The 24,510-nt window shown below is 61.5% G+C and carries 26 protein-coding genes; 15 read left to right on the top strand and 11 right to left on the bottom strand.

Annotation, left to right across the window (positions count from 1 at the left end; all coding sequences use genetic code 11):
* Nucleotides 1-91: 91 nt before the first annotated feature.
* Entirely contained in the window at nucleotides 92-1,129 is a 1,038-nt protein-coding gene (locus FHW37_RS09065) for an aldo/keto reductase (protein WP_145635216.1), read from the bottom strand.
* Between the two features lie 20 nt (nucleotides 1,130-1,149).
* Entirely contained in the window at nucleotides 1,150-2,337 is a 1,188-nt protein-coding gene (locus FHW37_RS09060) for an MFS transporter (protein ID WP_145635213.1), read from the bottom strand.
* A gap of 387 nt (nucleotides 2,338-2,724) precedes the next feature.
* Here FHW37_RS09060 and FHW37_RS09055 point away from each other — a divergent pair, with 387 nt between their 5' ends.
* Nucleotides 2,725-3,618 carry a LysR family transcriptional regulator gene (locus FHW37_RS09055; RefSeq protein ID WP_145635211.1) on the top strand — a complete coding sequence of 298 codons (894 nt, stop codon included), beginning with the start codon at nucleotides 2,725-2,727 and terminating at the stop codon, nucleotides 3,616-3,618.
* A 6-nt stretch (nucleotides 3,619-3,624) separates the two neighbouring features.
* On the opposite strand, the gene FHW37_RS09050 is transcribed toward FHW37_RS09055, so the two are convergent.
* Together FHW37_RS09050 and FHW37_RS09045 are read right to left on the bottom strand one after the other, a co-directional pair.
* Nucleotides 3,625-4,284 (bottom strand): glutathione S-transferase family protein, encoded by a 660-nt coding sequence (locus FHW37_RS09050; RefSeq protein WP_145636026.1) that lies wholly within the window; start codon nucleotides 4,282-4,284, stop codon nucleotides 3,625-3,627.
* Between the two features lie 72 nt (nucleotides 4,285-4,356).
* Nucleotides 4,357-5,076, bottom strand: coding sequence for a gamma-glutamylcyclotransferase (locus FHW37_RS09045; protein ID WP_145635209.1), 720 nt, complete (start codon nucleotides 5,074-5,076; stop codon nucleotides 4,357-4,359).
* Between the two features lie 206 nt (nucleotides 5,077-5,282).
* Between FHW37_RS09045 and FHW37_RS33510 the strand changes: the two genes are divergently transcribed.
* Together FHW37_RS33510 and FHW37_RS09040 are read left to right on the top strand one after the other, a co-directional pair.
* On the top strand, nucleotides 5,283-5,456 hold the full coding sequence (locus FHW37_RS33510; protein ID WP_186458195.1) for a hypothetical protein: 174 nt from the start codon (nucleotides 5,283-5,285) through the stop codon (nucleotides 5,454-5,456).
* A 114-nt stretch (nucleotides 5,457-5,570) separates the two neighbouring features.
* Nucleotides 5,571-6,074, top strand: a complete 504-nt coding sequence (locus FHW37_RS09040; protein WP_145635207.1) for a hypothetical protein — start codon at nucleotides 5,571-5,573, stop codon at nucleotides 6,072-6,074.
* A 163-nt stretch (nucleotides 6,075-6,237) separates the two neighbouring features.
* On the opposite strand, the gene tam is transcribed toward FHW37_RS09040, so the two are convergent.
* A complete protein-coding gene (gene tam, locus FHW37_RS09035) occupies nucleotides 6,238-7,008 on the bottom strand; it encodes a trans-aconitate 2-methyltransferase (protein ID WP_145635205.1) in 771 nt (256 codons plus the stop codon).
* 182 nt (nucleotides 7,009-7,190) lie between these two features.
* Between tam and FHW37_RS09030 the strand changes: the two genes are divergently transcribed.
* Entirely contained in the window at nucleotides 7,191-8,078 is an 888-nt protein-coding gene (locus FHW37_RS09030) for a branched-chain amino acid aminotransferase (protein ID WP_145635203.1), read from the top strand.
* A gap of 78 nt (nucleotides 8,079-8,156) precedes the next feature.
* Here FHW37_RS09030 and FHW37_RS09025 read toward each other — a convergent pair whose 3' ends face one another.
* Both FHW37_RS09025 and FHW37_RS09020 read right to left on the bottom strand, forming a co-directional pair.
* Complete coding sequence (locus tag FHW37_RS09025) at nucleotides 8,157-8,609, bottom strand: hypothetical protein (RefSeq protein ID WP_145635201.1); 453 nt, start codon at nucleotides 8,607-8,609, stop codon at nucleotides 8,157-8,159.
* A gap of 89 nt (nucleotides 8,610-8,698) precedes the next feature.
* Entirely contained in the window at nucleotides 8,699-9,559 is an 861-nt protein-coding gene (locus FHW37_RS09020) for an SDR family NAD(P)-dependent oxidoreductase (RefSeq protein WP_145635198.1), read from the bottom strand.
* 70 nt (nucleotides 9,560-9,629) lie between these two features.
* Between FHW37_RS09020 and FHW37_RS09015 the strand changes: the two genes are divergently transcribed.
* Both FHW37_RS09015 and FHW37_RS09010 read left to right on the top strand, forming a co-directional pair.
* Nucleotides 9,630-10,055: a winged helix-turn-helix transcriptional regulator gene (locus FHW37_RS09015; RefSeq protein WP_246690710.1), complete on the top strand. Its 426-nt coding sequence runs from the start codon at nucleotides 9,630-9,632 to the stop codon at nucleotides 10,053-10,055.
* A gap of 198 nt (nucleotides 10,056-10,253) precedes the next feature.
* Entirely contained in the window at nucleotides 10,254-11,216 is a 963-nt protein-coding gene (locus FHW37_RS09010) for a hypothetical protein (RefSeq protein WP_145635196.1), read from the top strand.
* A gap of 39 nt (nucleotides 11,217-11,255) precedes the next feature.
* On the opposite strand, the gene FHW37_RS09005 is transcribed toward FHW37_RS09010, so the two are convergent.
* Together FHW37_RS09005 and FHW37_RS09000 are read right to left on the bottom strand one after the other, a co-directional pair.
* Nucleotides 11,256-12,305 carry a sensor domain-containing diguanylate cyclase gene (locus FHW37_RS09005; RefSeq protein WP_210249282.1) on the bottom strand — a complete coding sequence of 350 codons (1,050 nt, stop codon included), beginning with the start codon at nucleotides 12,303-12,305 and terminating at the stop codon, nucleotides 11,256-11,258.
* Between the two features lie 193 nt (nucleotides 12,306-12,498).
* Nucleotides 12,499-12,822, bottom strand: coding sequence for a hypothetical protein (locus FHW37_RS09000; RefSeq protein WP_145635191.1), 324 nt, complete (start codon nucleotides 12,820-12,822; stop codon nucleotides 12,499-12,501).
* Between the two features lie 192 nt (nucleotides 12,823-13,014).
* On the opposite strand from FHW37_RS09000, the gene FHW37_RS08995 reads away from it, so the two are divergent.
* Nucleotides 13,015-13,617: a superoxide dismutase gene (locus tag FHW37_RS08995; RefSeq protein ID WP_145635189.1), complete on the top strand. Its 603-nt coding sequence runs from the start codon at nucleotides 13,015-13,017 to the stop codon at nucleotides 13,615-13,617.
* A 165-nt stretch (nucleotides 13,618-13,782) separates the two neighbouring features.
* A complete protein-coding gene (locus FHW37_RS08990; RefSeq protein ID WP_145635186.1) occupies nucleotides 13,783-14,625 on the top strand; it encodes a metallophosphoesterase in 843 nt (280 codons plus the stop codon).
* 6 nt (nucleotides 14,626-14,631) lie between these two features.
* Here FHW37_RS08990 and FHW37_RS08985 read toward each other — a convergent pair whose 3' ends face one another.
* On the bottom strand, nucleotides 14,632-15,360 hold the full coding sequence (locus tag FHW37_RS08985; RefSeq protein ID WP_145635184.1) for a helix-turn-helix transcriptional regulator: 729 nt from the start codon (nucleotides 15,358-15,360) through the stop codon (nucleotides 14,632-14,634).
* 131 nt (nucleotides 15,361-15,491) lie between these two features.
* On the opposite strand from FHW37_RS08985, the gene FHW37_RS08980 reads away from it, so the two are divergent.
* The 3 genes from FHW37_RS08980 (at nucleotide 15,492) to FHW37_RS08970 (ending at nucleotide 17,664) form a co-directional block, all read left to right on the top strand.
* On the top strand, nucleotides 15,492-16,124 hold the full coding sequence (locus FHW37_RS08980; RefSeq protein WP_145635182.1) for a LysE family translocator: 633 nt from the start codon (nucleotides 15,492-15,494) through the stop codon (nucleotides 16,122-16,124).
* A gap of 109 nt (nucleotides 16,125-16,233) precedes the next feature.
* The gene (locus FHW37_RS08975) at nucleotides 16,234-16,671 is read left to right on the top strand and encodes a c-type cytochrome (RefSeq protein WP_145635180.1); all 438 of its coding nucleotides are present in this window, start codon (nucleotides 16,234-16,236) and stop codon (nucleotides 16,669-16,671) included.
* A 78-nt stretch (nucleotides 16,672-16,749) separates the two neighbouring features.
* On the top strand, nucleotides 16,750-17,664 hold the full coding sequence (locus FHW37_RS08970) for a cytochrome c (protein ID WP_145635178.1): 915 nt from the start codon (nucleotides 16,750-16,752) through the stop codon (nucleotides 17,662-17,664).
* Between the two features lie 22 nt (nucleotides 17,665-17,686).
* Here the strand turns inward: FHW37_RS08970 and FHW37_RS08965 are convergent, their stop codons facing one another.
* The gene (locus FHW37_RS08965; protein WP_145635176.1) at nucleotides 17,687-18,322 is read right to left on the bottom strand and encodes an outer membrane protein; all 636 of its coding nucleotides are present in this window, start codon (nucleotides 18,320-18,322) and stop codon (nucleotides 17,687-17,689) included.
* Between the two features lie 311 nt (nucleotides 18,323-18,633).
* Between FHW37_RS08965 and FHW37_RS08960 the strand changes: the two genes are divergently transcribed.
* The 4 genes from FHW37_RS08960 (at nucleotide 18,634) to FHW37_RS08945 (ending at nucleotide 24,500) form a co-directional block, all read left to right on the top strand.
* Entirely contained in the window at nucleotides 18,634-20,094 is a 1,461-nt protein-coding gene (locus tag FHW37_RS08960; protein ID WP_145635174.1) for a protein adenylyltransferase SelO, read from the top strand.
* A gap of 419 nt (nucleotides 20,095-20,513) precedes the next feature.
* Nucleotides 20,514-21,146, top strand: a complete 633-nt coding sequence (locus tag FHW37_RS08955; protein ID WP_186458194.1) for a hypothetical protein — start codon at nucleotides 20,514-20,516, stop codon at nucleotides 21,144-21,146.
* A 412-nt stretch (nucleotides 21,147-21,558) separates the two neighbouring features.
* Complete coding sequence (locus tag FHW37_RS08950) at nucleotides 21,559-22,860, top strand: DNA-packaging protein (RefSeq protein ID WP_145635172.1); 1,302 nt, start codon at nucleotides 21,559-21,561, stop codon at nucleotides 22,858-22,860.
* Between the two features lie 464 nt (nucleotides 22,861-23,324).
* Nucleotides 23,325-24,500 (top strand): phage portal protein, encoded by a 1,176-nt coding sequence (locus FHW37_RS08945; RefSeq protein WP_145635169.1) that lies wholly within the window; start codon nucleotides 23,325-23,327, stop codon nucleotides 24,498-24,500.
* Nucleotides 24,501-24,510 lie beyond the last annotated feature (10 nt).

Genomic DNA, 24,510 nt, shown 5'->3' with positions numbered 1-24,510 from the left:
TTACATGGTGCCTTTGACGATCGGATCAACTGCCAGATTTTGCGTGTTCCGCAGTGATCCGTTCATCCAAAAAGTTCAGCCGGCGAAAACTTCAGCCGGCGAGCGGCGGATCGAGCAGGGCAAACCCGGCCTGCCGGCGATAGGGGAAATGCGGGTAGGGTGCGGTCACGGTGCTGGCCGCATCGAGCTTGGCGATCTGCTCTGCCGAAAGCGACCAGCCGACGGAACCAAGATTCTGCCGCAGCTGTTCCTCGTTGCGGGCGCCGATGATGACGGAGGAGACGGTCGGCCGCGAGATCAGCCAGTTGATCGCCACCTGCGGCACGCTCTTTTCGGTTTCAGTGGCAACCGCTTCCAGCGCCTCGACGACGCGGTAGAGATGTTCGTCCTCCACCGGCGGGCCAAAATCCGCCGTCTCGTGCAGGCGGCTGCCGGCCGGGATCGGTTTTGAGCGGCTGATCTTGCCGGTAAGCCGACCCCAGCCGAGCGGGCTCCAGACCAGAGCCCCAAGCCCCTGATCGGCGCCTAAGGGCATCAGGTCCCATTCGTAATCGCGGCCGAGAAGCGAATAATAGACCTGGTTTGCCACATACCGCGTCCAGCCGTTCTTTTCGGCGGCGGCCAGCGATTTCATGATCTGCCAGCCGGAAAAGTTGGAAACGCCGATATAACGCAGCTTGCCGTCCTGCACGAGGCGGTCGAGCGTCGAGACGACTTCCTCGACCGGCGTCGAGGCGTCGAAGGCATGCAGCTGAAAGATATCGATATGATCGGTGCCAAGCCGTTTCAGGCTCTTCTCGACGGCGCCGATCAGGCGGGAACGGGACGAGCCCCAGTCGTTCGGGCCGTCACCGGTCGGCAGGCTGGCTTTGGTGGAGATCAGCACCTCCTCGCGCCGACCCTTGATCGCCTCGCCCAGGACTTCTTCCGAGGCGCCGGCCGAATAGACATCTGCCGTATCGAACAGGGTAACGCCGGCCTCGAGGCAGATGTCGACAAGGCGACGGGCTTCCGCCACATCCGTCGTGCCCCAATGGGAAAACAGCGGGCCGGAGCCGCCGAAAGTGCCGGCGCCGAAGGAGAGGACCGGCACTTTCAGGCCGGATTTTCCAAGTGTGCGATAGTCCATGATCATGGTCCTTCTGCTGATTACTCGGCCGGGCTGGCGAGAGGAATGTTGCGGTTCTTGTTCTGATCGAGGCGGATTGCGATGACTGCGACGGCAAGTGCGCCGAGCGGAATGATGCCTGCTACGAAGGTGACGGCGCCGAGGCCGGGGCCATGGTCGATCACCGCGCCGCCAAGCCAGGCACCGATCGCATTGCCGAGATTGAAGGCGGCAATGTTGAAGGAGGAGGCGAGGCCCTGGCCGGCACCTTCCGCCTGTTTCAGCACCCAGATCTGCAGCGGTGCAACAGTTGCGAAAGCGGCAGCGCCGAACAGGCCGATCGCGATCACGGCAAGCACAGGCTGATGGATTGCGGCCGTCATGACAAGCAGCACGGCGGAAAGTGCCACAAGGCTGCCGACAATCGTCGGGATCAGATGCTTGTCGGCCAGCCAGCCACCGAACAGGTTACCGACGACCAGACCGCCACCGAAGATCAAAAGGATCGGCGAAACGGCGGCTTCAGAAAAGCCGGTGATCTGCGTCAGGATCGGCGCGATATAGGTGAAGCCGGCAAAGACACCCACCCAGGAAAGAACGGTGGTCAGCAGGCCGAGAATGACGCTGCGGCGGCCGAGCACGGCGGCAACGCCCTGCGAGGCTTCTTCATCCGCATCCGAGGCCTTGTCCTTCGGGACAAGCAGAGCGATGACGGCAAAGGCAACGATGCCGATCAGCGTCACGGCGAGGAAGGTCGAGCGCCAGCCATAGGCCTGGCCGAGCCAGGTGCCGAAGGGCACGCCGAGAATGTTGGCGACGGTGAGGCCGGTAAACATGACGGCGATGGCCGAGGCCTTCTTGTTCGGGGCAACCAGGCTGGTTGCGACAACCGAGCCGACACCGAAGAAGGAAGCATGGGCAAAGGCGGTCAGCACGCGGGCAGCCATCAGCGTCCAGTAATCGGGCGCCAGCGCACAGGCGAGATTGCCGATGGTGAAGACGACCATCAGCGCCATCAGCAGGGTCTTGCGCGACCATTTGCCGGAAATGGCGCCGAGGATCGGCGCGCCGATGACGACGCCGAGCGCATAACCCGAGATCAAGAGGCCGGCGGCGGAGATGGAGACACCCAGATCCTTGCTGACATCGATCAGCAGACCCATGATGACGAATTCGGTGACGCCGATACCAAAGGCACCGGCCGTCAGCGCGTAAAGAGCGAGAGGCATGGTTTTAGTCCTTGTGCGGAGATGCCTTTGGAAATGTGCTTGGGAGGAGCGGCATCTGATGCAGTGCAATATCGTCTTCCGTCACTTGCCTGTGTAGCAGGGTAGGTGGATAATCATTTGTGAAATGAAGTCACAGGTGATTGGTTGGTGGCGGTCGCGTTTTCGGCTGCCGATGCGACTTGCCCCTCACCCTAGCCCTCTCCCCGCCTGCGGGGAGAGGGGACGTGGCCTGCTTGAGGTTGGGAGAGAGCCACAACCTCCCTTCTCCCCATCAGAACGGGGAGAAGGTGCCGGCAGGCGGATGAGGGGCAATTGCCGACTTCAGGCGTAAAAATCGGGCACCGTCCCAAAACCAGATGCAGAAGCGGATATTAGGAATTTACCCCCATGGATAACCGCGCCGGAGAAATGGAAGTTTTCGTCCTCGCCGCCGAGCTGAAAAGCTTCTCCGCGGCAGGCCGAAAACTGCAACTATCCCCCTCAGCCGTCAGCAAGCTGGTGACGCGGCTGGAGGATCGTCTCGGCACGCGCCTAGTCGTCCGTTCCACCCGCCTCCTGCAGCTCACCCCCGAAGGCGAGACCTATTTTGCGCGGGCAAAGCGGATACTTGCGGAGATCGCCGATACCGAGGCGGTGGTGGCCGGTGGCGGGCGGATGCTGCCGCGCGGGCCGCTCTCGGTCAATGCCTCGGTCGGTTTCGGGGAGCGCTATATCCTGCCGCTGACGGGCGAGTTTCTGGCACAGTTTCCCGATGTTCAGCTCGACGTCACCCTGACCGACGACACGGTCGACCTGATCCGCGAACGCGTCGACATCGCCATCCGCCACGGGCCTTTGCGGGATTCATCGCTGATGGCGCGAAAACTCGGCCAGAGCCGGCAGGTGGTGATGGCCTCGCCGGACTATGTCGCCCGCCACGGCATGCCGAAAACGCCGGAAGAGCTGATCCACCACAATTGCATCAACTTCAATTTCCGCCGCTCGGTCGAAGGCTGGCCGTTCCGCGATCCGAAGACCGGCCGCATTGAGCCAAGGCCGGTCGCCGGCAATTTGAAGGCCTCCAGCGGCTCGATCATCCGCCAGTTCTGTCTGGATGGTCTCGGCATCGGCCGGGTCGGGCGGTTCCATGTCGAGCCGGATATTCAGGCGGGGCGCCTGCTCGTGCTTCTGGAAGATTACAATCCGGACGACATCGAGGAGATCCATGCCGTTTATGCCGGCCACGAACATCTGGCGGTGCGCATCCGCGCCTTCATCGATTTTCTGGCGGCGCGGATCTGATCCGGATCAATCCCGGTCCGGTGCTCCGAGCGGAAAATACTTTCGGAATGGCCGGGCCTCGTCGACGGCACGCGCGAAAGAGGGGCGGGCAAGAAGCCGGCTGCGATAGGCGGTCACGGCCGGAAACCGGTCTCCCAGCGGATGCGACCAGTCGGCATAAAACAGCGAGGGTGCCGCCGCACAATCCGCCAGCGTGAATGTATTGCCCGCAGCCCATTCGCGGGCCTTCATCCGCGCCTCCAGCCAGCCATAGGCGGCATCCAGCATGTCGCGCGCTTCCTGCACGCCATAGGGATCGCGGTTCTCTTCGTTGCGGATGGCGTTGAAGACGATCTTCTGCTGCGGCGTGGAAACATAATTGTCGAAGAACCGATCGAGCATGCGCACCTCGACCGCCGCCGCCGGATCCTGGGGGATCAGCTGCACCGGGCCGGAATAGTGGATCTGCAGATATTCGATGATGATCGAGGCTTCATGGATGGTCTCGCTCCCATCCTTCAGCATCGGAAATTTCTTGACCGGCCAGAGATCAACGAGCTCTTCATAGGCTTCAGGATCCTCCGGCCCGAGCATCCGCGTCTCGAATTCCGTATCGTTTTCGTAAAGCGCAATCAGCACTTTCTGGCAGTAGGATGAAAAGGGGTGCGAATAAAGGACAGGGGTCATCATCGGCCTCCCAACCGGGTGATGGTTCATCGGTAGCGGAACCGTTCTCAGAAGCAGTTCCCGTCGCGGTTCTCAGGCCTCCACCGCCACCTTTTCCTCCTGCAGCGCCCGGATCTCCTTCGCCACCATGTCCTGCAACTGCCAGAGATTGCGGTCGCGAATGCCGAATTCGGCGAGATGGACGACGGTGTTGTAGAGATATTCGGCGCAGGAGCCGCGATGGCCGCAGGCGCGGGCAAGGACCGGCGCGACCCGCTCAAGCGGCAAGAGCGGCGAAATGATGCGCGGGCTTTTGCCGCCGGCCCAGAAGGTCAGCGCCCGCACCGTTTCGCCCTCCGCGGTTCTCACCGGCAGGAAACGGAAGGTGGAGAGACTATCCTTGTGGCTTACCTCGCGACGCAGCGCCTTTTCGATCTGGTTGCGCTTGTCGTCGTCGGCAACGCGATAGATTACCCCGTCGCAACGCCCGCCACGCGACAACATCATCATCAGGCCGGGCTGGGAAGGCGAGCCGCGGCCGCGTTCGATATGCAGCGAGAACGACCGGTGCCAGCCATAGGCGGTCGCTTTCTGGCAGGCGATCGAGTCGAAACCGGGTTTCCAGATCAGCGAACCATAAGCGAAGATCCACAGCGGCGCATCGCCGATCTCTGCGGTCAGCCGGTCGGCGATGGTGGCGAAATCGGAATCGCTCAGCGGCTGCCAGTTCTCCGGGGTGCCGGGATCGGCCTCTTCGCGAAAGCAGAGATCGACAAGGTCCTGGGTGAGCGACATGGCGCGGGGCATTGGCATAACGTCGGGTTGGTTTGCAGAAGATCAACGCAAGAGTGCCGCTGGTATCGGAACCTGTCAATTGCTGCACTGCGTTCTCTTTTCGGAGGCTCTTCTTTAAGCCTTGCCGCATAGAGGCCCAACTGTTTGCCTAGAGAGATCACGGATCGTTGCGGCGCGTAATCTGGCGTGTCGCAACCCGTCGAAGCGTGAAGGAGCCCTGATTGATGCGTTGGCTGTTTATCCTTGTCCTGATCTTGTTGGTCGCCTGTGTCCTGTCCCTCGTCTGGATGAACGACAAGAGCCGTTGGCCGCTTGGAGACAGCCGTAGCCAGAGCGTGCAGCAGCCTTCCGACGCGCCTTTCCTGCCGGCGCCGACCCCGCAGCAGCCCGGTCAATAAACCGGTAGATCATGCCGAAAGGTGGAAAGGCCTCGCAGCAGCACCTATCTGGGGAAGGGGAACAAAACCGTTCCGGACGGTGTTTTCCGTCATCAACCAGACAGGATTTTGATCATGCGAGCTCTTTTCGCCATGGCACTGGCCGGTGCCGTCTTTGCTTCATCAGGCGCCTTTGCCGCCGAGCAGGATTTTCTGAAGTCCATCGAAGGACAATGGACCGGCGGCGGCAAGGTGCTGACCAAACTTGGCGGCAGCAATGTCCCCGTCTCCTGCAAGATGACGTCCGATGCCACGTCCTCCGGCTTTTCGATGAACGGTACCTGCCGTGCGCTGGCGGTGATTTCCCGCACCTTTACGGCCAAGGTCAACACGTCGGGCAGTTCCTATTCCGGCAATTATGTCGGTGTTTCCGGTCAGCCGTCAAAACTGGCGGGGAGCCGCAGCGGCGACACGATCAATCTCGACGTCACCTGGGCCAAGGTCGAATATGGCGATCGTGAAGCCAAGATGACGATCGAAAAGGTCGGCGATAACGGCCTGCGCATCCGCACGATCGATCAGGACCCCGATAGCGGCAAATCGGTGGTCACGACGCAGCTGGATCTGAAGCGGATCTGAGGTCTCGGTTAAAAGACCCTCTCTGGCCTGCCGGCCATCTCCCCCACAAGGGGGGAGAATACCTGCGGCACTCGCCTGCCCCAATCGAGCTCCGGCGGTTCGGCCAGGTTAAGCCCCCCCCCTTGTGGGGAGGGTGGGGAGGGGTTTTTATCCGCCCCGGCGTTTAAGCCTTCACCGCCACGACAAAAATCCGCGGGAAGCGCAACAGCACCCGGCCATCGGCCATCGGCGGATAGGCCTTGACGATACGATCCGTATAATCCGCCAGAAACCCTTCGCGATGTTCTTCGCCTGCTGCAGCCAGAAAAGGCCGCAAGCCCGTCGATTTCACCCATTCGACGATGGCCGGACCATTGGCGAGAGGATGGTAATAGATCGTGTGCCAGACATCGACGCGCATGGATTTGGCCTGCAGCGCTTCCATATAGGCCGATGGCGGCGGCAGGAGCGGGCGGGCGACGCCGCCGTTTGCAAAGGCCGGCGCCCAGGGACCGGACGCGGCCGTCTCGCGCATCAAAACATGCGTCGGTTCGGAAAAATTGTCCGGCATCTGCACGGCAAGCACGCCGCCGGGTGTCAGATGGTCCATCAGGCGCGACAAGGCGGAAAGATGCTCCGGCACCCATTGAAACACGGCATTGGCATAAAGCAGGTCGGCCTTTTCCGGCGGCGCCCAGCTAGAAAGGTCGCCCGAGATGAATTCCGTTCCGGGCAGGCGCTCACGGGCGGCGGCCAGCATGTTTTCGTCGCTATCGAGGCCGATGACGCTACCGGCGCCGAACCGCTCGACCAGCAGTTCGGTGGAATTGCCCGGTCCGCAGCCGAGGTCATAGGCGCGGCTGGCCGCTCCAAGTGGCACCTGCGCCAGCAGGTCGCGGGCAGGGCGTGTCCGCTCGTCTTCGAATTTCACATATTGTTCGGGGGACCAGACCATCGGCATTTCTCCTCTGTCGGCGGCGGGATACCATGATGGAAATGACGCCACCATGACGGCCTTCGGCGCAATCAATCAATTTTTGTGATGTTCCATCTGACATTATTGCTTGACGCGGCGTGCTGGCGGGTCCTTCACTCGCCGCGATTTTTCGACCTGCCTATATGTTCAAGGAGACCGTCATGGCCGTCAACACAGCCCCCCGTTCCACCACCTGGACCTTCGTCGATGGCGAATGGCTGGAGGGCAATCCGAAGCTGATTGGCCCGACCTCGCATGCCATGTGGCTCGGCACGACCGTGTTCGACGGCGCCCGCTGGTTCGACGGCATCTCGCCGGACCTCGACCTGCATTGCCAGCGCGTCAACCGCTCCGCCACAAATATGGGCATGCAGCCCGTCATGAAGGCCGAGGAAATCGAAGCGCTCGCCATGGAAGGCGTCAAGAAATTCGACGGCAAGACGGCGATCTATATCAAGCCGATGTACTGGGCCGAACACGGCATGCCTTACAGCGTCGTTGCCGCCGATCCGGAATCGACCCGTTTCGCGCTCTGCATGTTCGAAGCGCCGATGCACACCGCCCAGCCGTCCTCGCTCACCGTCTCGCCCTATCGCCGTCCGAACCCGGAAGTCGCGATGACCGGTGCCAAGACCGGCAGCCTTTACCCGAACAGCGGCCGCATGATCATCGAAGCCCGCAACCGCGGTTTTGACAATGCGCTGGCCCGCGACATGAACGGCAATGTCGCCGAAACCGCCTCCTCGAACATCTTCATGGTCAAGGACGGCGTCGTGATGACCCCGATCGCCAACGGCACCTTCCTCGCCGGCATCACCCGCGCCCGCGTTCTCGGCCTTTTGCGCAAGGGCGGTTTCGACGTTCGCGAAGTGACGCTGACGGTCGAGGATTTCGCCAATGCCGACGAGATCTTCACCTCCGGCAACTATTCCAAGATCGTGCCGGTCACGAAGTTCGAAGAGCGCTCGCTGCAGGAAGGCCCGGTCGCCCGCAAGGCGCTGGAGCTGTACATGGATTGGGCCCGCTCGACCAAGGGCGACGACGTCTGAGATTTTTGAGAAATGGCCGGGTGAGGGCGCACCTCATCCGGCCAACTATGTCTTCCTGCCTGAAGGTGAAGATGCGCGTCAGAGGCGTGCGATCTTGTTCTCGACTTCAGTCAACCTCACGTCCAGGTCGCGGGCCATGCGAGCCGCCTGTGATGAATCCTGCACGGCGTTCAACACTTCATTATACTGGCTGATCAGATCTATCTGGGCTCGCTTGATGTCATTCGCGCGTTCGTCCAGCAGCCTGTCTATATCTTCGAGTCGGGCAACTATCGCGTCGAATCTTGACGAGATTTCATTACGTAGATTGCTAAAATCATTCTGCAGATTGAGCAAAAGCGTATGAGCCGCGCCATTCTGCCGAAGCAAAAGCTCCTGCAGGGTATTCATGCCACGATTGAGCTTGGTGATCTCCGTTTCCGTCGAACTGAACTTTTCGATCGCAGCTTCGACCATGTTCAATGTCCGTTTCTGACCATTGAACATGGCTTCCATCAGCGCCAGCAGTTTGGCTTCTTCATTTCCGTTCACGGTGAAGATCCCTGGTTCCACCTTAAATATGGCACTCTCTCAGGTAGAGAACAAGAAGAGGCCGATAGAGCGGCAGGCCCGGAGAACACTCACTCCGGCATCGCCGCAAACGCCTCCGCCTTTGCATCCGCACTGCGGCTCACCGCTTCCCATCTTTCGTCGCTTTCGCGCCTTGCATCCTCCACCCGCCGCGCATTCGCCACGGCGTCGCTGCCGATCAAGAGTTTCAGCGGCGGATTGTCGTGGCCGGCAAGCTCGAACAGGATTTTTGCCACCCGTCTCGGATCGCTGGTGAAGAGGTTGACCTCGCCGCTCGATCGCAGTTTCAGCATCCGCCCGACCGTTTCCTCGTAATCAGGGCTGATCTCGGGCGCATCACCCATCGTCCGGGCTGCCCAGTTCGTCTTCATGCCGCCCGGTTCGACCACGGTCACCTTGATGCCGAGCGGCGCCATTTCCGCGGCCAGCACGCCGGAAAAGCCGCCGACCGCCCATTTGGCCGTCTGGTAGGCGCTGAGCCCGGGCGAGGCGACGCGGCCACCGACCGACGAGATCTGCAGGATATGTCCCGACCGCTGCCGGCGCAGATGCGGCAGTGCTGCGCGGGTCACGAAGATCGTGCCGTAGAGATTGGTGTCGATCTGGTCGCGAAAACTGTCCGCATCCGTGTCTTCGAAGGCGGAAAGCTTGCCGTAGCCGGCATTGTTGACGATCACGTCGAGCCGACCGAAGCGTTTTATGGCCTGCGCGACGGCGCCTTCCGCACCCTGCGCATCGCGCACGTCGAGTTCGATCGCCTCGATCCGCTCGCCATAGGTCTGGACGAGATCCGCCAGTTCTTCCGGCCGTCTCGCGGTCGCCGCGACCTGATCGCCGCGGGCCAGAACCTCTTCTGTGATATCGCGGCCGAGGCCGTTCGCGGCGCCTGTAATGAACCATGTGCGTGTCATGAAAAGTCTCCTTCGTGGTTGAGACCCAGCATGTAGAAACATCAGTGCATTCTTGAAAGAAGGTACCCTGATGATCTATACTTACCTCATGGATACTAAAGACCAGATACTCGAAGGTGCAGAAGACTTCTGCAAGGGGCTCACTGATGCGCAGGATGAGACGGCGCGCGAGATATTGAGCCTTGTTGCGGACAAATGGCCGCTCTGGGTCATGCAGGTTCTGGGCGCCAGTCCTGAGCCGGTGCGTTTTTCGCGCGTCATGGAGCGTGTCGATGGTATCAGCCAGAAGGTCCTGACCCACACATTGCGCCGGCTGGAGCGGGAAGGGCTCGTCACCCGCACGCTTTATCCGCAGGTACCGCCGCGGGTGGAATACGCGCTGACCCCGCAAGGCCGTGATCTTCTCATCCAGGTTCTGCCGCTCTGGCGCTGGGTTGCCGAGCGTATCGGCCATTTCGAGGCGTCGCGTGCCCGCTGGCAGTTGAAATCCGAGTAGTGATCGTATTGTCGTGAGAAATACGTGAATTGCACTGTTCCAATACATGCAATTCACGAATTACTAGCCATTCATCATGGCCAAGACTTTGGTTGATCTCATTTCTGCCGCATTGCAGCAAAATGATACCCGGGCAGTCAAGTAATGCCCGCTATCTCTCTCCCGCTCTCGGAACCCCAATACCGGATAGGAGTCGCAATGTCGGTCAATTCTTCTCCCGCAAACGATCTTGAAGCCGTCGCGCGCAGCGGCAGTCGTTTCCGCCGCATGGCAGTGCGCATCCCCACCTATCTTGCAGACGTCAAGGAAAACCCGGCCTGGCTGCCGATGTTCATCCTGGCGCGCACCATGCCGGGCCGCCGTGCCCATTGGCTGATGTCGAAACGCCACCGGGCCACAGAGGCCTCCGGCCCGTCGATCTTCGGTGATCTCGACGCGGAGAAAGTGGCAGAATCCCTGCGGTCCGAAGGCATATTCAACGGTCTTCAGCTGCCGGAAGCGGTGCATCGGGAAATCCGCGCCTTTGCCGACCGCACGCCCTGTTTCGGCAATTTCAGCCGCAAGCTCGAATTCCTGGCGCCCGACCACAAGGCGGCCGAACAGGGTTTTGGCCGCTCACTGCTGAGCGGTCATTTCTTCGAACGCTCGCTCGATAGCGAAGGCGTGCGCACCGTGCGGGACGACCCGCTTCTGATCGATGTCGCCCGCCATTATCTCGGCGCCCAGGCGCGGCTGATCACGACGCGGATCTGGTGGAGCTTTCCGACCGAGGCCTCCGAAGCAGACCGGCATCTCGCCTCGCTCGACAAGTTCCATTTCGATCTCGACGACTGGCGGATGATCAAGTTCTTCTTCAATCTGGTCGATGTCGACGATACGACCGGCCCGCATGTCTTCGTCAGGGGCAGCCATGCCCGCCGCAAGGCAAAACACCAGTATACGCTGCTCGTCGGCCATCCGGCCGAAGAGGTGCTGGATTATTACGGTTCCGGCAGCCCCGTCACTCTCACCGGCCCTGCCGGTTCCGGTTTCGTCGAGGATCCGTTCGGTTTCCACATGGGCACCGTGCCGACTGCAAAACCGCGGCTGATGATGGAAGTCGGTTTCGGTGTTTCGCCGCCCTCGCGCCGCCGTTTCCACGGCGAACCGGTCGTCCGCTAAGGCCTGGGGTGTTGCGGGGTTTCGGGGCCTGACCTCACGTCAGGCTCCAAAACCGCCCCTGCGGACCGATGTTGTCACCGTGTCGGCATCGCGGCCTGTCTCGGCAGAGGGATCGAACAGTTCTGCCTGCTGCAGCCCGGCCTCATGGTCGCTTGCGGCCACATGGTGCCTGCCGCGACCGTCATAGATGCAAATCCTGCCGCGGCCTTCCCGCTTGGCCCGATAGAGCGCCTCGTCGGCATTGCGCAGCAGCGTCGCGCGGTCCAGCCCATTATCCGGGTGAAGCGCGATGCCGATGCTGACACCGACACGCAGCGCCTTGCCCTCGAACAGGATCGGCTTCGGAATGCTCTCCTGCAGCCGTGTCGCGATCGCCAGCACGGATGGCGGCTGGTTGTCGGACGTGCTGATGATGGTGAACTCGTCGCCGCCGAGACGGCCGATGAATCCCTGGTCGCCAAGACAGGTGCGCATCCGCCGCGCCACTTCCACCAGCACGATATCGCCGGCGGCATGGCCATGGATGTCGTTGATATCCTTGAAGTGGTCGAGATCAAGCGACAGCACGCCGAAACGCCCGCCATGTTTCTCATTGGCCTGGATGACCTGATTGAAACGCTGCGCAAAACCGGCTCGGTTGAGCAGGCGCGTCAGCGGGTCGTGATGGGCAAGATAGGTCACCTGCCGCTCCGCCAGAACGCGTGCCGTCACATCCGCCTGGGTCGAGAGGATGAAGCGGCCTTCCAGCAGCCGGTCATGAATGGCAATGACGCGATCGCCGAATTCGACTTCCATGATGAAAGGCCGGTCCTGCAGGATCGTCCTGCGCATCTGGTCGAAATAGCCGGCCGGATCGATCTTCCACTGGGCGAACAGGCCCTTGTTGATCATCTGCGAAAAGGTGATGCCGGATTGTTGCCACCAGTCGAACCGGTAGAGGTCGATAAAGGGCTGATTGAGATAGACCGGCTTGCCTTCGAGCGTCAGGATGCCGATCGCCACGGGCAGATGGTCCATTGCGAGCTCGAGACCACGCAGGCGGCGGCTCTCGAGGGTCTCATGATCTTCCAAATTGACAAGTCTTTCCACGGCCTGGCTCGTCCAATCCCCTCAATATCACGGGAGCCAATTGTAGCCCCGACCATTTAACGATTTTCTAAGGGGACTCGGGGGTGAAAGGGCTCGATTTGACGAATGGTAAACGCGAGGAAAATGCTATCAGGCAAGGCGCCGCCCTGCCTGACAGAGATCAAAGGGCATGCGCCCGCCTTGTCCTGAAGGCTTATTTCGCAGGCTTTGCGATCAGCTGTTCGCCCGGGATTTCGCCGCCCACTTCGGCCTTTTTCGTCTTCTTGTCATAGGCGCAGATCGTGCTGACCGTGGCCTTGCCGCCATGTGCCTTGCCGGTGACGACGGCCAGCCCATAGCTCTGGCTGCCGAACGGATCGACCACCGCCTTGCCATTGTCGATCAGCCCCTTGGCGGCGGTGATGCAGGCCTTGGAAACGTCCTTGCTGAAGGCGCCCCAGGCGTCGTCGGAAGAGGCATGCGCCTCGATGGCGAAAGTGGCGGACAGGATCGTGGCGATTGCGAGCGTGGTTCTCATCTTGGTCCTTTCATGTCGTGGCCCCCATCTTCGCGTCGGGCGCCAATCCAGTCCATACTGGCCCGAAAATTCAGCAGTTTCTTGACGGGGATGAGTTGATTTTTGGCAAGTTCACCGTTGCCTCTTGCCGGCCACGCTCCTATGTTCCCGCACGACCTGTTACCCACGGTGCTTGCCAAAAGGAGTAGACCAATGGCTTTCGAACTTCCTGAACTCCCCTACGATTACGAAGCCCTTGCGCCCTTCATGTCGAAGGAGACGCTCGAGTTCCACCACGACAAGCACCACAAGGCCTATGTCGACAACGGCAACAAGCTTGCTGCAGAAGCCGGCCTGGCTGACCTGTCGGTCGAGGAAGTCGTCAAGAAGTCGTTCGGCACCAATGCCGGCCTCTTCAACAACGCTGCCCAGCACTACAACCACATCCATTTCTGGAAGTGGATGAAGAAGGGCGGCGGCGGCAACAAGCTGCCGGGCAAGCTGGAAAGCGCGATCGCTTCGGATCTCGGCGGCTACGACAAGTTCAAGGCTGATTTCGTTGCTGCCGGCACGACCCAGTTCGGCTCCGGCTGGGCCTGGCTCTCCGTCAAGGACGGCAAGCTCGTCATCTCCAAGACCCCGAACGGCGAAAACCCGCTCGTTCACGGTGCATCCCCGATCCTCGGCGTCGACGTATGGGAACACTCCTATTACATCGACTACCGCAACGCCCGTCCGAAGTATCTCGAAGCCTTCGTCGACAGCCTGATCAACTGGGACTACGTCCTGGAAATGTACGAAGCCGCCACCAAGTAATCGGCGCTTCCAAGCATTTTTTCAAAGACACCCGGCGTCGAAAACGCCGGGTGTTTTCGTTTTCAGCCCCCTGAATCCCTGCCGATTTGCGCTATTGACCGGAATCCGCTTCCATTGCGACAAAGCTGTAATGCAGTTGTCACAATGCCGATCTAGTGCGGGCAAATGTCTGACGAAACCTCCCTTATCCGCTTCGGCGTCATCGCCGACCCCCAATATGCCGACGCCGACCCCTGGGCCGAGCTTGATCGCCATTATCGCGAAAGCCCGCGCAAGCTGCGCGAAGCCATCACTGTCCTAAACAACGAGGATCTCTCCTTCGTCGTGACGCTCGGCGATCTCATCGATCGGGACGCGAAGAGTTTTGGCGATATCCTGCCGGTCTATGATGCCCTGCGTCACGAAAGCTTCCTGATGCCCGGCAATCACGACTTTTCCATCGCGCCGGACCTGTTGGCAAAAGTGCACGAAACGCTCGGCATGCCGGCCCCCTGGCACCACTTTGCCCGCAACGGTTTCCGTTTCGTGGTGATCGACGGCAATGAGGTCAGCCTGTTTTCGGCCCCCGAAGGCCACCCGCGCCGGGCGCTGGCGCAGCAGATGCTGGATACGCTTCTCGCTGAAGGCGCGATCAACGCAAAACCCTGGAATGCCGGCATCAGCGACGAGCAGTTTTCCTGGCTGAAATCTGTTCTGGAAAAGGCAAAGGCCGATGGCGAGAAGGTTATCGTCATGGGCCATTATCCGCTTTTCCCGGAAAACGACCACAATCTCTGGAATGCCCAAAAGCTCATCGACCTGTTCGAACAGGCCGGCAATGTGACCGCCTATCTTAACGGCCATAACCATGTCGGCAATCTCGGCCGCCACGGCTCCACCTGGTATGTCAATTTCAAGGGCATGGTGGATACCAAGGACGAGAACAGCTTTGCTGTCGTCGAGATCTTTGCCGACCGGATCGAGATCACCGGTCATGGCCGCGAGGAAAGCCGCAGCCTGCCGCTCTGAGCGGGATCAGACTTGTGTCGTCTGGCCGGGCGCCGCATTGCCGGCGCTCGCCTGCGACGCCTGCCAGCCATCCACCCAGAGTTTTCGCAACCCGTCGCCTTCGCCGCGGAAAAAATCCTGCACCGGCTCGCAGGCCTCCACCCGGTCGGCGCGAAAATTGCGGATCGCCTGCCGCAGCTCGCACCAGGCGACGATGTTCGATGTCTGCGAATAATAGATCAGCGCGATCGGCCGGATGGTTCTTTCCGTGACCCGCCCATATTCGTCGCGATAGTCCAGAAGCAGCTTCTGCTCGTCGCGGATCGCCTTGCGCAGCATGGCAAGATCGACCGCTTCGGGGGAAGGGGCGGCGGTGCCCCAGGCATGCAGGGCATTGTCTGAAAACAGCCCGGCAAGCGGCGCGGGCAGGGCCGCGGCAATTTTTCTGTTCACCTGTTTTGCCGCCTGTTTCAGCCCCGTATCGCCGGTCCGCTCCAGAAGCGCCAACGACAGCACGATCGCCTCGGTCTCCTCGATCGACAGCATCAGCGGCGGCAGGGTGAAGCCGGGCCGCAGGATGTAACCGATGCCGCGCTCGCCATCGATCGGCACTCGCATCGCCTGAAGAGCGGCAATATCCCGGTAGATCGACCGCACCGTCACTTCCAGCTGGGCGGCAATCTCGGCCGCCGTTACCGGCTTTCTGGCCAGCCGCAGGATCTGGATGATCTCGAACAGCCGCGATGCCTTGCGCATGATTTTCCTGCCCATCGTCGACCGCAACTGACAGAACGCTGTCAGTTGGCCTGCCGTATAGAGCCGCATATTCCCCTGAATTTCAAGGCTCTGCGCATTGCCGGAGCCAAATGCAAGGCTCGACAACTGACATGACCTACACCGAAAACCTCTGGCTCTTCTTCACCCTCCTGTTCGGCATCATCGTCGTGCCGGGCATGGACATGATCTTCGTTCTTGCCAATTCGCTCTCCCGCGGCAGGGCGGCTGGCCTGGCGGCGACGGCGGGCATCATGGCGGGCGGCCTTGTGCATTCGCTTTACGGCGCCATCGGCGTCGGGCTTCTGGCGAGCCTCGTGCCTTTCCTCTTCAAGCCGCTGCTCGTTGCCGGCGCGCTCTACATGGCCTGGATCGGTCTGACCCTGATGCGCAGTGCCATCACCGTCTCGGACGTCGGTCCGGCTGCCACCCATGACCGCTGGCAGGCCTTTCGCCGCGGCGCGCTGACCTGCCTTGCCAATCCAAAAGCCTATCTCTTCATGCTCGCAATCTATCCGCAATTCCTGCGGCCGGATTTCGGACCGCTGGCGCCGCAGGCGGCAGTGATGGCGGCGATGACCGCCGGTACCCAGCTTGCCGTTTATGGCGGCCTTGCGCTTGCCGCCGGCCGCGCCCGCGCAGCACTGGTCGGCAATGATTCTGCAACGATCTGGGTCGGTCGCATTGCCGGGCTTCTGCTGCTGCTCGTGTCGCTTGCGACACTGTGGGAAGCGCTGATGCGCTGAAACCGTGACCTGACGGAATCGTGACTTTTTTCAACCGCATATGCTTGCCATCATCGCCCGGTAGCAATGGCCGCATAAGGTGGCGCATTGGCACATGAGGGAGCATGTCATGAAGTTCAGAACGATCACCCTGGCAACCGCCGCACTCTGTCTTTGCTTCACTGCCGTATCCGCCAAGGATGCGGTGGTGGAGAAGCGCGAGACGATGATGAAGCAGATCGGCGGCTCGATGGGTGCCTTGGCGGCGATTGCCAAGGGCACGAAGCCGTTTGACGCCGATGCCGTCAAGACGGCCGTCAGCACGATCAGCACCAATATCAAGGCGTTTCCCGACCAGTTCCCGGCCGGCTCCGATGCCGATTCGGAAGCTGCTCCGGCCATCTGGACCAACAATGCCGATTTCCGCGCCCATGCCGCCAAGCTCGGCAGCGATGCGGACATGATCCTCGCCGCCATGCCGACCGATGCGGCCGGCGTCGGCAAGGCAGCCCAGACGCTCGGCGCCAATTGCGGCGCCTGCCACCAGACCTATCGCCTGAAGAAGTAAGCGCAGTCATCCCGACCGGCAGGCGGCCATTCCCTGTGATGGCCGCCTGCTATTCAGCTTGTAAGGGGGAGGAGCGTCATGGCTTCGAAATGGTCGAAATTTCTGGTCGCCAGCGTGGTGATCATCGCCGCGGGCGCTGCCACCGGCTGGGCGCTGACAAAACCCGCCCCAAGGCCCGACAGCGACTGGGCAAACGTCGGCGGACCTGACCTTGCCAAGGGTGAACAGCTTTTCTGGGCGGGCGGCTGCGCCAGCTGTCACGCCGAACCGGGCGCCACCGGCGACGGCCTAAAACTTCTTTCCGGCGGGCGCGAATTGCCAAGCCCGTTCGGCACATTCCATATCCCCAATATCACGCCCGACCCGGCAGCCGGAATCGGCCGCTGGACGCTTGCCGAATTCGGCAATGCCATGACCCGCGGCGTCGGTCCGCGCGGAGAACATCTCTACCCGTCCTTTCCCTATGGCTCCTATGCAAGGCTTTCGCCGCAGGATGTCGCGGATCTCTTCGGTTACCTGAAGACGCTGCCCTCCAGCACCAACGTCGCCGCCCCGCATGACCTGAAATTCCCCTACAATCTGCGCATGGGCGTCGGCGTCTGGAAATTCCTGTATTTCAACGACAAACCCCGCGTCGAACTTGCTTCGGCCGACGCAAAGGTGAAGCGCGGCCAGTTCCTCGTCGAAGGCCCCGGTCATTGCGGCGAATGCCACACGCCGCGCGACGCCATGGGCGGCTTTCTCGCCGGCAAATGGCTGGCGGGTGGCCCGAACCCGGAAGGCAAGGGCTCCATCCCCGACATCACGCCGGGCTCCAAGGAGATCGGCTCCTGGAGCGGGGAGGAAATCGTCAACTACCTCGAAACCGGCTTCACCCCCGACTTCGATTCCGCCGGCGGCTCGATGGTCGAGGTGCAGCAGAACATCGCCCATCTGCCGAAAGGTGATCTGGAGGCGATCGCAGCTTACCTGAAAGCGGTGCCGGCGCAGTGATGCGCCGGACGCCGCTCAAACCTCAGAACTTCACGCCGATCCCGAAATTCACGACATTCTGGTTGAAATCGGTGCGGGCGCCGCCGAGATCGCCGTGGCCGTAATCATTGTAGCGATATTCCAGCCGGCCGAAGACATTGTCGGTGAAGGCGTAATCGAGGCCGGCGCCGATCGTCCAGCCGTTCAGCGTGTCGTCATCCCTGGCCGGTCCGTCGAGGCTGACATTGGTGGCCGTCCAGCCGCCGGCGGCATAAACCAGCGCCCGGTCGAAGGCATAACCGACCCGGCCGCGCACCGAACCGGACAGGCCGGTATCGATATCGAACCCGCCCGGATAACTGTTCTTGTTCCAGTCGTAATTGAGATCGCCTTCCACACCGGCGACAAAGCCGTTGGAAAGCTGCCAGTTATATCCGGCAAAACCGCCGATCCGCCAGCCGTCGAAATTGTCCGACGCGCTGCCACCGGCGCCCGACGCATTGCCGTCGCCCCAGCCGTAACCGCTATGCAGGCCGAGATAAGGGCCGCTCCAGGTAAAGACCGGCACGGTCTCGACCGCCGCCGGCGCTGACGGGATCGCCTCGACCGCATCCGCCGCAAAGGCCGCGGGCGCTACACTGAAAACGAATACCGAACCCAGAATGAATGCTGTCTTCATGACATTGTCTCCGAAGTCCCCGGATCCTTGTTTCGGATCCTGTTCTCAACGCTCCTCCGGTCTCCCAAATGCCTATGTAGTGCGCCTCGTTTGAAAAGCGCGTGCTTTATTAGAAAATTGCGTAAATTCTGCGTGTAGGCCCGGCCGGAACCTGACCCGATCCGTGCCCAGCCATTGTCCGGACCTGCCACCACAGCCGTTCACATCGCCGGAAACGCTTGTTCGCGCGGCCCAAAACACCATATTGGAAGAGACCCGGAAAAGGCTGATCAGCACAGATTTCTGACGGCCGTCCGCAAGGGAGAGATTTCGTGTTCCAGTTCGACAATTCCTACGCCCGCTTGCCGGAGCGCTTTTTCGCCTCGGTCTATCCCGAGCCGGTCGAAGGACCAAAACTGTTGAAATTCAACGCCAAGCTCGCAGCTGAACTCGGCCTTGATGTCGATCTGTCCGATCCCGACCGGCTGGCAGCGATTTTTTCCGGCAATGTCCTGCCCGCAGGGTCTACGCCGCTTGCCATGGCCTATGCGGGTCATCAGTTCGGCGGCTTTTCGCCCCAGCTGGGGGATGGCCGTGCCATCCTGATCGGCGAAGTGGTCGATCGGGCCGGAACGCGCCGTGACATCCAGCTGAAGGGCGCCGGCCCGACACCCTTTTCTCGCCGCGGCGATGGGCGTGCGGCGCTTGGACCGGTCCTGCGCGAATATATCGTTTCCGAAGCCATGCACGCTTTCGGCATCCCGTCGACACGGGCACTTGCCGCCGTCGCAACCGGCGAGCAGGTTTATCGCGAGCGGGTGGAGCAGGGGGCAGTTTTCGTGCGCGTCGCGGCAAGCCATGTTCGGGTCGGCACGTTCCAGTTCTTTGCCGCCCGAGGCGACAATGAGGGGGTAAAAACGCTCGCCGACTATGTCATCGACCGCCATTACCCGGAGCTGAAGGCTGCCGAAAGCCCTTACCTCGCGATGCTGTCCGCGATTGCCGCGCGTCAGGCGGAACTGATCGCCCGCTGGCTCGGTGTCGGTTTTATCCATGGCGTGATGAACACCGACAATATGACGATTTCGGGCGAGACGATTGATTTCGGCCCCTGCGCCTTTCTCGACGAATACGACCAGATGAAGGTGTTTTCCTCGATCGACCAGGGTGGCCGTTACGCCTATCGCAACCAGCCCGGCATCGGCCAGTGGAACATAGCAAGGCTTGCCGAATGCCTTTTGCCGCTGCTCGACACGGATGAGGAGAAGGCGGTGGACAAGGCCAATGGAGTGCTAAAGTCCTTTGGCGAGACCTTTCAGGCAAAATGGCTTTCGGTGTTTCGCGACAAGATCGGCCTCTCGACTGCCGAAGACGGTGATGGCGATCTGGTACAGGGTCTGCTGGCCGTGATGCAGGGCGACGGCGCCGATTTCACGCTTGCCTTCCGGGCGCTCTGCGATGCGGCCGAAGGCGACGATACGGACTTTCTTGCCTGTTTCGCAGATCCGGCCAAGGCTTTGGAATGGCTCGGCCTCTGGCGCACAAGGCTCGACTCGGAAGAGGTTTCGTTGGCAGAGCGGGCGCAAAAAATGCGGCTTGCCAATCCCTATCTCATTCCCCGAAACCATCGCATCGAAGAAGCGATCGCGGCCGCCAATTACGGCGACATGAGCTTTTTCCACCGCCTGGTCGAGGCGACGGCAAAACCGTTCGAGACACGCGAGGAATTCGCCGATCTCGCTTTGGCGCCGACGCCTGAGGAGAGGGTGGCAAGGACGTTTTGCGGGACGTGAGGCGATTGCCCCTCAGCCGGAGAGCAGCTAGCTGCTCTCAACCTCTCCTCGCGAGCGAGGAGAGGGGACGTGCCCCATGCGACGCTGTGGAGAACCGGGGAGGGCGCGGCATATCCCTTCTCCCCGTAATGACGGGGAGAAGGTGGCGGCAGCCGGATGAGGGGCTGTTCGTGTAAATCTTGCCATCGGAATAAAATCCACAAATAGGAAAATAATCCTTGACGCCGTGACGGTCGTTTGGTAGGTTTATGGCATAGTCGAAGAACTGCGCCGATGACGGTCCTGATCGGATCGCGGGTGCGTCGACACGAAGGCTCGGTTCGCAACCGGGCCTTTTTCATCTTCACCATCGACAGTGGAAACGAACGCGCAGCTCCAGGCCGGCGGCCGGTTCCACATGCCCTTATGGGAGCTCGGATATGCAGCGTGACATGGATGACGACACGGACGATTTCGATCATTTCGATCCGAACCTGTTCGGCATCTGGCGGGAGGCGCCGACCTATGGCGATCCGGCCTCCGAGGAGATGCCGGCGGAGCTGCGTGGCATGTTTCTCGAAACCAAGTCCGGCGAGGACACCGTTTCGCCCACGGAAACCCTGCGGCTTCTCCTGAACCAGATGACCGAGGAGATGCAGGCGCAGTTCAAAACCTTTCGCGACATGCGCCGCGCTGCCGAAGGGGAACTCGCCGATGGCGACGACGCGGCGCAAAAACTTGCCCGTGCCGATGTGAAGGCGGCGACCGACGCCATGTCGCTGATCGTCCGCACGCTGGAAAAGATCGACAGCCTGCAGCGTCAGCTCGCCCGCGACCGCCGCGAGGAAGCGGAAGCATCCGCCGATCGCGATGCTTACGAGGATGCGCGGGAACGCTTGCTGCAGCTCATCAGGGTCAAGGCGGATGAACAGGCAAGATTGCTTTTCGAGGCATGGAAGCGGGATGGGAAACGGGATGACGATCCGGGCAGCGCCGCAGCTTCTGCCGGGTTATCCGCATCTCCGCCTGCCGCTGTTATTGCCGGCACTGGACCACCGGCCGGCACGGCATGAGCGGCGTGCCGAGGCTTCGATCCTGCGGCCGAAACTGACTTTGAAAGATGAGATCATCGGTTCTTACGGAACGATGATGGACGGGATCAACGCATGGCATGAAGGCGAATACGCAATGGCTGTGCTTCCGACGGCCGGTGTCGATGGAATTCTCGGACGCGTGGGGAGCATCACGAGGGTGGATAAAGACCCCTCCCCACAAGGGGGAGGGATTAACCCAATCGATCTGCCTGGCGTGGATTTGAGTGGGCGAGCGCCGCGAGTCTTCTCCCCCCTTGTGGGGGAGATGGCCGGCAGGCCAGAGAGGGTTTTGGCTATATGCGATAACTCTGCCTCAACGTCGGAGATTGATCCTGCAGATCCTCCGCTTTCCGACCATCACGCCGTGCCGGCAGAAATGCCGAGTTTGCAGATGCCACAAGCTCTTGTTGTTGCAGGAGACAGCCGCCCCGCCGATATCGTCATCGACGGCCAACACTTTCCGGCGGATTTTTCCATCCGCTCCGCCCGCGACTGGCGCTTCATCGGCCGTCCCGACCAGCACCCACCGAAGGGCGACTGGCGGACCTGGCTTGTCATCGGCGGCCGCGGTTCCGGCAAGACGCGGGCTGGTGCCGAATGGGTGCAGGCGCTGGCGAGTGCTTCGAAACGCTCGGACCTGCGCATTGCACTTGTCGCCGAAACACTGGGTGATGCCCGCGAAGTGATGATCGATGGAGTCTCCGGCATCTGCCGGATTGCCCGCAAAAACGTGCCGGATTTCGAGATTTCGCGGCGAAGGCTGATCTGGCCGAGCGGTGCGATGGCGCAGATCTTTTCCTCCGAGGATCCCGAAGCGCTGCGCGGGCCGCAATTTCATTTCGCCTGGTGCGACGAGCTCGCCAAGTGGAAACACGCGGCGGAAACTTTTGACATGCTGCAATTCGGCCTGCGGCTCGGTGACGATCCGCGCCAGCTGGTGACCACGACGCCGCGGCCGGTGCCGGTGCTGAAACGGCTGATCGCCGATCCCGGCACGCATCTGACGCGGATTTCGACCGGCGCGAATGCCGGCAATCTGGCGCCCGGCTTTATCGCAGCGCTTCAGGCGCGCTATGGCGGCACGCGGCTTGGGCGACAGGAGCTGGATGGCGAGCTGATCGAGGACCGCGAGGATGCGCTCTGGAAGCGCGCCGAGATCGAGGCGGTAACGACGCGGTTTACCTCGGGTCTGAGGCGCATCGTCGTCGCCGTCGATCCGCCGTCCGGTTCGGCGGCTTCTTCCTGCTGCGGCATTGTCGTCGCCGGCCTGGAGGCCGGCGGGCGCGCCGTCGTGCTGTCGGACTGTTCGGTAGAGGGAAAAAGCCCGGCCGGCTGGGCGCAGGCGGTCGTCAGGGCGTTTCAGCGTTTCAATGCGGACAGGATCGTCGCCGAGGTCAACCAGGGCGGCGAGATGGTCTCGGCCATGCTGAAAAGCATCGATGCCAACCTGCCGGTGACGATGGTGCGCGCGACAAGGGGAAAGTTTTTACGCGCCGAGCCCGTGGCGGCGCTCTACGAGCAGGGAAGGGTGGCACATGCCGCCCGGTTTACCGAGCTCGAGGATCAGATGTGTGATTTCGGCCCGGATGGGCTTTCGTCAGGCCGATCGCCCGACCGGCTCGATGCGCTGGTCTGGGCTTTGACGGCGCTTGTTCTAGAAGGGCAGGGAGAGCCGCGGGTGCGCGGCATTTGAACCGTGTCCTTCAGGGCAGGCGATGAAGTTGACATCATCGCGCCCTGTCAAAAATCAGCGGCGAACAGGCTGCGGCGGCGCGCTTTCGCGGATCTGCTTCCATTCGGATTCCATCCGCTCGACGACATGCTGCGGGATCGATTTGGAAGGAACTGCCTGGGTCGGCTGCTGCATGGTCGTCATCTCCTGTTGTGCCGCCGTCGTCATAACGGCGCCGACATGAACGGTGTCTGAGCGAATTGGTTCCACAGCGGACGCGAGAAGTAAATGACGCCTTAAACGCTTAAAACGATTTAGTTTTTCTAAACCGATTGAAACTTGTGAGAGGCGGCACGGGAGTAATGCCGATGGCCGCGCCGCGATGGCCGGAAGCAGGTTTCGAAGCGCAAACGGCATGCTCAGGCGGACTGAACGCAGCCATTCCGGATCTGCGAAAGCACCGACTCCAATCGCGAGGACTTCGCATGAACAGTTCATTTTTCCGGCCCTGGCTTTCATCGCGCGGCAAGTCTTCCCCGACCGCAATCGAGGAGAAGGGAGCCTCCGCACTCTCCGCCGGTTTCGCCATCGTCGCCTCCGAAGGCGTGGCGCAATGGTCGGGCCGCTCCTATGCGGCTTTGGCAAGGGCCGGCTTCATGCGAAATCCGGTTGCCTATCGGGCGATGCGCATGGTCGCGGAGGCCGCGGCGGCCGTCCCGCTGCTTGCCTATCGCGGAACGGAAGAGGCCGCGGATCACCCGGTTCTGGCGCTGATCGCCCGGCCGAACGGACGCCAGAGCGGCCCGGATTTCCTTGAAGCGCTTTATGGCCACCTGCTTCTCTCCGGCAATGCCTTTGTCGAGCCGCTGACGATCGGCGAAAACCTGCGCGAGTTGCATCTTTTGCGGCCTGATCGTGTCAGCGTCGTCGAGGGTCGCGACGGCTGGGTGACAGGTTATGATTATCGCGCCGGGCAGGGCACGCGAAGACTGCCGGCCGATGGCGACGGGCTGTCTCTGCTGCATCTAAAACTGTTTCATCCGCTCGACGACCATTACGGTTTTTCGCCGCTCGGTGCCGCCGGTGCGGCACTCGATCTCTCCAATGCCGCCTCGGCCTGGAACAAGGCTTTGCTCGACAATTCCGCCCGGCCTTCCGGCGCGCTGGTCTACCAGCCGAAGGATGGCGGCAATCTGTCCGCCGACCAGTATGAGCGGCTGAAGGCGGAGCTGGAGGCCGGTTATGCCGGCGCCGTCAATGCCGGACGGCCGCTTCTGCTCGAAGGCGGGCTGGACTGGAAATCGATGGGCCTGACGCCGAAGGACATGGATTTCATCGAGGCGAAGAACGGGGCCGCCCGCGACATTGCGCTCGGCATCGGCGTGCCGCCCATGCTGATCGGCATTCCCGGCGACAATACCTATGCCAATTACCAGGAGGCCAACCGCGCCTTCTATCGCCTGACCGTTCTGCCGCTCGTCTCCCGCACCGCCGCCAGCCTTTCCGCCTGGCTCGGCGGGGCTTTCGACGGTGCGCTGAAACTGGTGCCGGATCTGGACGCCATCACCGGCCTGGCCGCCGAGCGCGAGGCGCTCTGGTCGCGCGTCGGGGCGGCCGGGTTCCTGAGCGACGAGGAGAAGCGCGAGGCGGTCGGCTATTGAGGCCAGTTGT

It is taken from the genome of Neorhizobium alkalisoli, from assembly GCF_007829835.1.
Classification (GTDB): domain Bacteria; phylum Pseudomonadota; class Alphaproteobacteria; order Rhizobiales; family Rhizobiaceae; genus Neorhizobium.
Note: the sequence above shows the minus strand (reverse complement) of the source record. Positions and strands in the feature narration are given on the sequence as shown.